The 11381-nt window shown below is 57.7% G+C and carries 4 protein-coding genes and 1 pseudogene; 3 read left to right on the forward strand and 2 right to left on the reverse strand.

Going from position 1 to position 11381, the window contains the following annotated elements; translation table 11 throughout:
- Positions 1-87: 87 nt before the first annotated feature.
- The 3 genes and pseudogenes from DHN55_RS22650 to DHN55_RS20595 form a co-directional block, all read left to right on the forward strand.
- Positions 88-429, forward strand: a pseudogene (locus DHN55_RS22650) (hypothetical protein); the annotation flags it as partial.
- A gap of 381 nt (positions 430-810) precedes the next feature.
- Entirely contained in the window at positions 811-8625 is a 7815-nt protein-coding gene (locus DHN55_RS20590; protein ID WP_337660613.1) for a calcium-binding protein, read from the forward strand.
- Positions 8626-8750: 125 nt separating this feature from the next.
- The gene (locus tag DHN55_RS20595) at positions 8751-9449 is read left to right on the forward strand and encodes a fumarylacetoacetate hydrolase family protein (RefSeq protein WP_108883438.1); all 699 of its coding nucleotides are present in this window, start codon (positions 8751-8753) and stop codon (positions 9447-9449) included.
- On the opposite strand, the gene DHN55_RS22550 is transcribed toward DHN55_RS20595, so the two are convergent.
- Together DHN55_RS22550 and DHN55_RS20600 are read right to left on the reverse strand one after the other, a co-directional pair.
- Positions 9431-9583 carry a hypothetical protein gene (locus tag DHN55_RS22550; RefSeq protein ID WP_337660614.1) on the reverse strand — a complete coding sequence of 51 codons (153 nt, stop codon included), beginning with the start codon at positions 9581-9583 and terminating at the stop codon, positions 9431-9433. The genes DHN55_RS20595 and DHN55_RS22550 overlap by 19 nt on opposite strands.
- Positions 9584-9958: 375 nt before the next feature.
- Positions 9959-11371, reverse strand: coding sequence for an L-serine ammonia-lyase (locus DHN55_RS20600; protein ID WP_108883439.1), 1413 nt, complete (start codon positions 11369-11371; stop codon positions 9959-9961).
- Between the last annotated feature and the right edge of the window lie 10 nt (positions 11372-11381).

An 11381-nucleotide genomic window follows, 5' to 3' on the forward strand; every position in this document is an offset into this window, starting at 1 on the left:
GGCAATATTCTGTTTCCGGCTCTAGGGTCGCCTCAGTTCTTCAATAATGTGATCACCGATGCATCAGACGGTTATGACTTCTTCGCGATGATCCGTTCTGCAACTCATGCTTTATCGGCCGCAACAGGGTCTCCCGTTACGGACATTGTTGAAGGTCTGCAGGTGCTTTGGGGCGTCTCCTTTGGAAATTCCAGCACCATTGAAATCAGTAATCTGCAAGCTGTAGCAGAGAGCGCGACTACGTTTTTCCGGAACCTCTATGGTGAAGAGCTTGTTACGCCTGTCTTCGTAGGCAATATTCTCAGTTCCGCCGTACTGACCTTTGCAAACAGTTTCCTTTTTTCTGACATTGTCCTTGGACGTTCGGGCGCGGATACCCTGCAAGCAACAACTAGAGACAATCTTATTCATGCCGGCGCGGGTAATGATCTTATCATAGCATCTGATGCATCACTTTTTGAGAATCCGTTCTTCGATTCTGATCTGATTGATGGAGGAACTGACTACGATACCGTTTCCTATGCGAATGCTGACCCTATTCAAGTCATCTTCTATGCCAAAGATTCAATCGCTAATTTTGTTGCGGAGATCGACAAGAGTTGGACGCCAGGCGCCGATTATCTTTACAATATTGAGAAAATAGTCGGCTCTTCCTCATCGACTTCACCTGATACCCTCGACTTCTCGAATTCTGAAGCATCGATTCATTACGGCCAGGATTTGAGTACGGGCAAGTATTATTTTTATGGCGATCATGAATTTTCGCTGTATCAAAACAATACCATCTTAGGACTGGACCTTGGCACTGTTGTGAAGCAGGGTAAGGGGTTTCTTGATCCCCAGGTTGAGCTCGAGAGCTTCGAAAATATCATCGGCTCCGGTGGTGCAGATGTGATTTCGGTTGCGTCGACAGGGAGTGAGAATGCCGGTGGGGACCCGATGGCGGCCCTTATGGCCGCTGCGAATTCGTCAGGTGACGCCGGCGCAAGCCTTCTGACCGGGCCCGCCACATACACGGTCGACGGCGGTGACGGCGATGACATCATCCGCGCCGGCAAGACACAGGCAATACTTAAGGGCGGCGAAGGAAACGACACCATCTACACTTCCGGTGCCGTCAACGAGGTCTACGGCGGCGGCGGACACGATCACTTCGAACTGGGACCGAATACTCGAGTAGAAGATGCGACGGACCAGGACACAATCGACTTCGGCGCTTTCTCCCTGACCGGCGGCGTCAGCTTTTCCTGGCAGGAAAGCGGTTACTCATACTGGCAGCCTTTCTCGGCAATTCTGATGGGATTCCCGACACTTGCCAGCAAATTTACCGAGTTCTGGTCGCTCTTTGCGCTCGATGTGAAATTCATGAGCTGGATGCGCTATGGCATGAGCGAGGATGGCTATCTGGTCGCTGAGATGGGCCAGGGCAAAGGCGGGTTTATCGGTGTCGCAGACTATGAGATGAATCTTGACACCGGCCTCGGCACCGGCCTGATCACCGTCTTTTCGGTAGACTATCGCGAGGCGGACGGCTCCAGCCGCGGATTCAAGGGCTTCATCGATCTTGCCCTGCAGCAAGGCTTCGGGGTGCGCGCCGGAAACTTCGACCCGCTGGTGATTGACCTGGACAAGGACGGGCTTGACCTGACCCGGCAGAACCAGCGCGATGTCTATTTCGACCTGGACGCCGACGGATTCGGCGAACGCACCGGCTGGGTGCGTGAAGACGACGGTCTGCTGGCAATCGACCTCAATGGCGATGGCCAGATCAACGATATCGGTGAACTGTTCGGTGATGCGGAAACCTCCGGCCTCACCGCCCTGGCGGCCTATGACAGCAATGGTGACGGCGTGATCGATGCGCTTGATGCCCAGTTCGCCGACCTGCTGATCTGGCAGGACCTCAACCAGAACGGGGTAGTCGATGCAGGTGAGCTGAACGATCTGACCATGCACGGTATCGTGGCGATTTCCCTGACCGGACGTGATCCGGAGGTAACCCTGTCCGGCGGCAATGAAATACGCGAAGTGGCCGACGTCACCTTTGCCGACGGCAGCACCTCGATTGCCGGAGACGTATGGTTCGATGCCAACCAGGTGGACAGCAAGTACCTCGGCGACGTCACCATTTCCGCTGCCGCCCTGGCGCTGCCCAGCATTCGCGGCTTCGGCAACATCAAGGACCTGCGCACCGAGATGACACTGACCGCCACGCTGCTGACGCTGGTGGACGACTTTACCCTGCTGGCAGGTTCGCTTGACTGGCAATCCTACCGAAGCGATGTGGAAAGCATCCTGTATGAATGGGCCGGAGTGACGGCTGAAACAGCAACGCCGCTGGGAAGCGAAGGGTTTGACCTGCGCAAACTGGCATACCTGGAAACCGCAGCCGACATGGAACTGGCACCGCGCGACATCGTCACCGGTGACATTCTGGATACCAATGTCGGCGAACTGCAATTGGTGTGGGAAGAAGCTGTTGCCACGCAAACCGCGCGCCTGCTGTTCCAGGCACAGTATGCCGGATACCTCAGCGGTATCACCTATAACCTGGACAAGGACATCTTCGAGGCCGACAATACCAATGCGCTGGCCGACACGTTCCTGACCTTCTTTGCTGCCCTGCCCATTGATGCCGCACAGGCGCTGACAGCCTGGCAGGATGATTTCGCCCCTGCCCTGGCCGCTGCCATCTCTATCATGGACCGCTCGGACGGCATCGACATGCGCACCGACTTTGTCATCGGCCAACTGGTGCGCGCCCATGACAGCACAGATGCATTGACCCTGGCAGAGCTGGTCGGTGGACTGGGCTATGACAACATTCATCTGGACGGCGCCTTCAACCGCACCGAGGATGGCGGTGTGCACGTTTATGTCGGCACATCGGCAGATGAAACCTACACCGGCGGCAATGGCCAGGACGCCTACATCTTTGAACAGGGCAGCATAGGCCACGACACCATCATCGATGCCGAACCCGGCGCCACCCCGTGGGGCGACCGGTTGCGACTGGTCGACCTCAACCCGGAAGACGTAACTTTGGCGCGCAATGGCGTTGACCTGGTAGTAACGGTCACCGCAACGGGTGAAACCATCACCGTGCAAAACCAGTACACCACGCCGGACTTTGCCCAGTCCGGCCGTCAGGTTTCAGCCAACTGGGGAATTGAAGACATCCAGTTTGCCGACGGCAGCATTTTTGAGGCTGTCGAAATCGGCGAAGCCGTTGGCCGCGGTGTGGATGGCCAGGATGACATCCTGGACGGCACGGCGTTCGATGACCAGCTCAACGGCGGCACCGGTAACGACACCCTGCGCGGCGGCGACGGCGGCGACATGTACGTGTTCGGCCTCGGCAGCGGTCACGACATCATCGAAGACCAGATGCTCAATCCGTTCAACGACCGCCAGGACTTGCTGGTGCTCACCGACGGCCTGTCGCTGGACGACATGCAGTTCACCCGCATCGCGGACAGCGATGACCTGACCATTACCTTCACGACGCCGGGAGCGGAGAACGATTCACTGACGCTGGTCGGCCAGTTTGCCTACTCAACCTACGGCTATGACAATGAATATGCGCTCGATCAGCGGATCGAGGCCTTTGCATCCAACCAGGATGCCCCGGTCGACTGGGGTACTGTGCAACAATGGGTGATCGAAGACTACACGACCTCCGGCGATGATTTGATATACGGCTACGGAACCGGAGACCTGTTCAGCGCCAGCGCCGGCAATGACTGGATGTCGGGCGGAGACAGTGGGGACATATACCAGTTCGGATACGGGTCCGGCCACGACACGATCGAGGACAATCAGCTTTATCAGGAGATATTGCTGAATATCCTGCCAGGCAGTCAGGCCCTTGGCAGCGATGACTATCTCGCCTTCGGCGCAGGCATCACGGCTGCCGATGTCACCTTCAGTGGCGTCGAAGGTACCCGCGACCTGCTGATCTCGATAGACGACGACCCGAACGTTGCGGGTGCGTCCGACACAATACTGATTACCGATCAGTTCAACGGTCTGCGGATCGACCTGTTCAGCCTGTTCGGTATCGCGTGGTTTGATCGTGTGGAACAGTTTGTCTTCAGTGACGGGACGGTGCTCACCTGGGAAGATGTTCTGGATATCGTCACCACCGGTGATGCGAATGACAACAGCCTTGTCGGCGACCATCGTGCCGACACGCTGATCGGCAATGGCGGCAATGATTACCTGTCGGGCGGTGATGACGGTGACACCTACGTCTACAACCTGGGTGACGGCAACGACGTCATCGAAGACAACCAGTACGACGTCATCACCACAGCAGCAGACAAGCTGCAGTTCGGTGCCGGCATCACGTCGAGTGACGTGAGCTTCAGCTTCGGTGCGACCGACAATGACGTGCTGGTCAGCCTGAGTGACGGTTCCACCATCACCCTCACCAACCAGTTGCTCGGATACAACAGCTATATCTTCGACATTATCTGGTCTGACCGCATCGAAACGCTCGAGTTTACCGATGCGCAGGGACAGGTTGTCGACAGCATCGGCTGGGATGCCATCATGACCACCCTGGTGACCCAGCAGCAGACCGCGGGCGACGATACGATCTACGGTATCGACAGCCAGTATGACACCTGGAGTGATGTGATCGACGCAGGCGAAGGCAACGACACCGTCTTTGGCCGCGGCGGACACGACACGATTGACGGCGGAGCCGGCAATGACACAATCGATGGCGGTTGGGGCGACGACACCTACATATTCAATCCCGGCGACGGCATAGACACCATCCAGGACACAGGATCCGGCCTGGACAGGAACGACAAGCTGGTCATTGGCTATAATGTGGCCGATGTCATAGTCACGCGTCCTGCGGGCACCAACGACATCGTTTTGACCTTTGCAGGGTCGACCGATCAGATCACCATCATCAACGCGCTTAGCGGCAAAACCTTCAGCGCTATCGAGACCTACGAGTTTCTTGATGCAACCTGGACACCTGTCAGCATCGCGCAAAGCCTGGTGGACGGCCAGATTACCGAAGGCGCCGATATCATCACCGGGTCAGGCATCATCAACGGACTTGGCGGCAACGACCTGATCTGGGGCGAAGGCCTGGCGGACACACTGTCCGGCGGATTGGGAGATGATTTCCTCGACGGCGGGGCTGGTAATGACACCTACTTGTACAGCGCAGGTGACGGTCACGACACAATCCACGATTTTGGCAATGGAATCGATACCGGCGACCTGCTGCAGATTACCGGGTATACCAGAGCGCAGACAACCATCGAGATCATAGACGGATTGACCCAGATTGACCTCGTGTTCACCGGAACAGGCGACCGGATTTCGCTGATTGACCCGCTTGCCTCGGTCCCATCCTTCAGAGGCATCAACCTGATCGAGTTTGTCGACGAAGGTGTAACCTGGGATACAGCCGATCTCAGTGCCCTGGTCGTGGCGGCCCAGGCTACATCGGGCGATGACCAGATAACCGGTTCCAGTGTCGCCGACATCATTGACGGCGGTGCCGGCGATGACGACATTACCGGCGGCGACGGACAAGATGATATCAGCGGCGGTGCCGGCAATGACCGGCTGGACGGCGGCACCAATAATGATACCTACCGGTTTGGACAGGGCGATGGCCAGGATACCATCACCGAGACCGGCAACGGGCTCGACCATGCAGATAAACTGATTATTTCCGACTATCTCAGCACCCAGACCATCGCCCAGAGAGTTGCAGGAACGGAAAACATCCTGCTGACGTTTGCAGGTTCGACAGACAGCATTACCCTGGTACGTGGGTTGACCGGCAATTACCTGAACCAGATCGAGAGTTACGAGTTCGAGGCCGACGGCACGCTCTGGACCACGTCAGATATGGCCGCCCAGATCCTGCTGCGGGAAGTCACCTCAGGTGACGATGACCTGCAAGGCTTTGATACTGCTGACATCATTTCTGCAGGTGCCGGCAATGACAGCGTCCATGGCCATGGCGGTGCAGATGTATTGTCCGGCGATGTCGGAGACGACTTCATCGACGGCGGCGAAGGAAATGACACTTACCTTTACAATATCGGCGACGGCCACGACACCATCCATGATCAGGGCAACGGCCTGGATACCGCCGATATCCTGAAGATCGGTGGTTATACCAGGGCGCAGACCAGTATCGAGATCGTCGACGGCATGAACCAGATTGACCTGGTCTTCACGCTCGATGGTGACCGGATATCGTTGATCAACCCGCTTGGTTCTTTCGCCTTTGCCAGAGGCATAAACCGGATCGAATTCGTTGATGAAGGCGTAATCTGGGAACTGGCCGATATCAGCGCAGCGGTGATGGCGGTACAGTCCACGTCGGGCGAGGATGTGATTACCGGCTCGGACGTCGATGACATCATCACCGGCGGCCTGGGCAATGACACCATCGATGGCGGCAAGGGTGACGATACCTACATCTACAATGCAGGCGACGGCCACGACACCATCCATGACTTCGGCGACGGCCTGGACTATGCCGATATTCTGAAGATCAGCGGCTATACACGTGCGCAAACGACGGTCGAGATCATCAACGGCATGAACCAGATCGACCTGGTGTTCACGGGAACGGGAGACCGGATTTCGCTGATCGACCCGCTTGCATCAAGCAAATCCTTCAGGGGCATCAACCTGATCGAGTTTGTCGACGAAGGAGTGACATGGGATACAACCGGTCTCAGCGCTGCCGTCATGGCGGTACAGTCCACGTCCGGCGATGACGTGATTGCGGGCTCGGATGTCGATGACATCATCACCGGCGGCCTCGGCAATGATACTATCGATGGCGGCAAGGGTGACGATACCTACATCTACAATGCAGGCGACGGCCACGACACCATTGCCGACAATGGCGACGGCCTCAGCAATGATGACCGACTGATCATAAACGGGTATCTGGTCGAAGACGTTATCGTGACGACGGTCGAAGGCACCAATGATGTGGAGCTCACCTTTACCGGCACCACCGACAAGATCACCCTGCTCAACGCGCTTGCAAGCGGCGTTCACCAGACCATCGATTTTTACGAGTTTGTCGATGGTGTCACCACAACCGTCTGGACCAAGCAGGATCTCATCGACGCGCTTGCAGCCAATGGTCCTCCTGTTGATCCTACCGTCACCCATCCAGGTACACCCGGGCTGGACACCATCAATGGATCATCCAGCGACGACGTCATCCAGGGGCTTGGCGGAGACGATACCTTAAAGGGCAAAGCCGGCGAAGATATCTACATATACGCCTCCGGGGACGGTAACGACATCATTGACGAAGGTGCCTACGGGCTCGGTGACATTCTCAGGTTTACCGATCTCAATGCCGCAGATGTACAGTTGTCCCGGGCAGCCAGCACTCTGCTGATCACCGATCTGACCACCGGACAGGTCATTACCGATAAGTGGCACTTCTTCGTGACGCCCAACAACGGCATCGAGACAATCGAGTTCGCGGACGGCTCGTCCATGGATTATGCAACCATCTCCACCAATGCCTGGATACGCGGCACGTCAGGCAACGAAACCCTCACCGGCAGCTCATCGGCTGACACGCTTATCGGTGGCGCAGGTGACGATACGCTGAAAGGCAAGGCTGGCGAGGACGTCTATGTCTACACCTCCGGTGACGGCAACGACATCATTGACGAAGGTGCATATGGGCTTGGCGACATTCTCAGACTTACCGATCTCAACGCCGCAGATGTGCAGTTATCCAGGTCAGGCAGCACTCTGCTGATCACCGATCTGACCACCGGACAGGTCATTACCGACCAGTGGCACTTCTTCGTAACGCCCAACAACGGCATCGAGACAATCGAGTTCGCGGACAGCTCGTCCATGGATTATGCAACCATCGCCGCCAATGCCTGGATACGCGGCACGTCAGGCAACGAAACCCTCACCGGCAGTTCATCGGCCGACACGCTTTCCGGCCTGGCCGGCAACGATACGCTGAAGGGCAAGGCCGGCGACGATGTCTATGTCTACTCATCCGGTGACGGTGATGACATCATTGACGAAGGCGTTTACGCAATCGGTGACATTCTGCGGTTTACCGACCTCAATGCCGTGGACGTGCAATTGTCCAAGTCCGCCAATGACCTGTTCATCACGGACGTGACGACCGGTCAGGTCATCACCGACAAATGGCACTTCTATTCCATCGCAAACTGGGGAATTGAAACCATCGAGTTCGCCGACGGTTCAAGCTGGACCTATGAAACCATCGGCGCGGTGGCCAGAATCGGAACCACGGCCCTGGCTGACACAGCCTCCGGCACCACCGGCGATGATCTGATCATAGGACTTGGCGGCAATGATACGCTGACAGGCCTTGCCGGTGCCGACACCTTCGTGTTTGCCGCCGGTGACGGATCAGACACGATCACCGACTTCAGTGTGGCCGACGCCGACCGGATTGATGTGTCTGCCTACGGCCTTGCATCGAACACCGGCTTTACCGGCTTCAGCTTTGACGGAACCGATACCATTGTCGACTTCAATGGCATCGATCAGGTCACTGTCGCAGGCATCGATCTTACCACACAGCCAAATCCGGATGATGTGTTCATCTTTGTGTAGGCAGGTGCAGGGTGTGAATACGGCACAACACCACCCTCACAGGACGAAATGAGACTATCGCGCGGGTGAGCAAGGAGCTAAACCCAAGACCAGTTTCCTTGAACCCGCACGAGAGCCTGCCCGCCATGTCATTCGTCATACCTGATCCCATCCGCACCACCCTGCCCGTCGCCGGTACCGCCGACACGTTCCCGGTGCGCCGGGTCTACTGCGTTGGCCGCAATTATGCGGCGCATGCCATCGAGATGGGACACGATCCGGACCGGGAAGACCCGTTCTTCTTTCTAAAGTGCCCGGAGAACATCGTCACTGCCAATGGCAGCGGCGAGATTACTTTCCCCTACCCGTCTGCCTCAAACGATGTCCATCACGAGATTGAAATGATCGTAGCGCTCAAATCCGGCGGCAGGGACATCGCGCTGGATGACGCGCTGGGCCATGTCTATGGCTATGGTGCCGGTCTCGACATGACACGCCGCGACCTGCAGGGCGAAATGAAAAAAGCGGGACGTCCGTGGGAGATCGGCAAGGCGTTTGACCACTCAGCCCCCATGACCGGGCTCGTGCCTGTGTCTCAGGCAGGGCATCCGGACGCGGGAGCAGTCAGGCTCAAGGTCAATGGAGAAGTTCGCCAGCAGGGAGACCTGAACCAGATGGTCTGGAAAGTGCCGGAAATGATTTCCTACCTGTCCGGGCTGTTTGAACTGGCGGCAGGAGACCTGATCATGTCGGGCACCCCGTCAGGGGTCGGCCCTGTGGCGCGCGGTGACCTGATGGAAGGTTTTGTGGAAGGGGTCGGCGGGTTTCAGTGCAGGGTTGTCTGAATGGCGGTGGCCAGGTTCGCGCCCCAGCCAAGCGGGTTGATCAGTCCCATTGCCCAGGCTGCATTAATTGCCACTCCGGCAGACAAATCCGCGATAATCACCCATTTACCGACCTTGAACATTTTGTAGAGCATGTCGAAACCGTGCCTTTTTGATACACCATCGCTACGTCCCATTAAGAACTTAGCAAGGCACGGGCCAGTTGGCACTTTATTGGTGGTCGAACAGCTTTACTCAGCACTTCGTGCTTCGCGCCGTTCTCCAACCCTGAACAACCCTTGTGATGAACTCCTCCGAGACACGAAGTGCCGAGGCAAGGCCGACTGGCCGTCGCACGAAGTGCGCCCCCGCGGAGCGCAGCCGTCAGGCTGCTGGCGTGAGCGGAATAAACCCCGACACGAAGTGCCGGGGCAAGGCCGACCGGCCGCCGCACGAAGTGCGCCCCCGCGGAGCGCAGCCGTCAGGCTGCTTGCGTGAGCGAGACAATGTTTCTTCAAACAGCGCCGGTCTCAACACTCCGGCAGGTTCACCGCGAGACCGCCGAGGCTGGTCTCCTTGTATTTCTCCGACATGTCTTCGCCGGTCTGGCGCATGGCTTCGATGCAATTATCCAGTGGCATGAAATGCTGGCCGTCACCATGCAGCGCAAGCGATGCCGCCGACACCGCCTTGATGGCACCCAGGCCGTTACGCTCGATACAGGGCACCTGTACCAGGCCGCCGACCGGGTCGCAGCTCATGCCGAGATGATGTTCCAGAGCTATCTCAGCAGCATTTTCGACCTGCTCATTGCTGCCGCCGAGGGCTGCACACAGCCCCGCCGCGGCCATTGCGGCGGCTGAGCCGACCTCACCCTGGCAACCCACTTCAGCGCCTGAAATCGATGCATTGTGCTTGATCAGTCCGCCGATGGCGGCAGCAGTGAGCAGAAACGTCCGCAGGCCTTCGTCACTGGAACCGATGCAGTGATCGCGGTAATAGCGCATCACCGCAGGAACTACGCCGGCCGCGCCATTGGTTGGCGATGTCACCACCTTGCCGCCGGCGGCATTTTCCTCGTTCACCGCCATGGCGTAGACCGACATCCAGTCATTGGCCACATGCGGCTGCGCCATGTTTGAACCGCGTTGTTCAACCAGACGCTCATGTATCTTTTTCGCACGCCGGCGCACATTCAGGCCACCGGGCAGGATGCCGTCCTCGCGAAGCCCGCGATCGATGCAGCCCGACATGGTTTTCCAGATACCGTCGAGGCGCTCATTCAGGTGCGACGGATCGATATGAGCCTGCTCGTTGGTGCGCTTCATTTCAGCAATGGTCTTGCCGTGTTTCGCGCCCAGCGCCAACATTTCCTGCGCGGTTGAAAACGGGTACCGGTAACCGGCCTGCTTCTTCGCCGTTTTCAGACCTGCCGGTGTTCGATCCAAATCCGCAAGTTCGTCCGCGGTCAGGATGAATCCGCCACCGATGGAGTAATAGGTTTCCTCCAGCCGCAGGGCGCCGGCAGCATCGAATGCCCGCAGCACCATGCCGTTTGCATGACCTTCCAGCGGCGGCCCGTAGTCAAAAACCAGATCCTCGTCCGGGTTGAACTTCAACGGCTCCAGGCCTTCGGGCTCTACGGTGCGGGATTTCGCAACCTCCGCCAGAGCCGCCTCAGCATGATCAGGATCAATGGTGGCGGGTTCAAAACCGCACAGGCCCAGTATCACTGCCCGGTCTGTAGAATGGCCCTTGCCGGTAAACGCCAGCGAGCCGTGCAATGTGCACTGCACGTGGGACGGTGCACCGGAGCCGGGTATCGGCGTCTTGCCGGAGCGCAGGTCATCCAGGAACCGCGCCGCCGCCGTCATCGGCCCCATCGTATGGGACGAGGATGGGCCGACGCCGATCTTGAAGATATCGAATACGGACAGGAACATGGCGGTTGAG

The organism is Anderseniella sp. Alg231-50 (assembly GCF_900149695.1).
Taxonomy (GTDB): Bacteria; Pseudomonadota; Alphaproteobacteria; order Rhizobiales; family Aestuariivirgaceae; genus Anderseniella.

Excerpts from the sequence above, each read along its gene's own strand:
- DHN55_RS20600 (WP_108883439.1), bottom strand. The coding sequence starts at position 11,371 with ATGTTCCTGTCCGTATTCGATATCTTCAAGATCGGCGTCGGCCCATCC.
- DHN55_RS20595 (WP_108883438.1), top strand. The coding sequence starts at position 8,751 with ATGTCATTCGTCATACCTGATCCCATCCGCACCACCCTGCCCGTCGCC.
- DHN55_RS22550 (WP_337660614.1), bottom strand. The coding sequence starts at position 9,583 with ATGCTCTACAAAATGTTCAAGGTCGGTAAATGGGTGATTATCGCGGAT.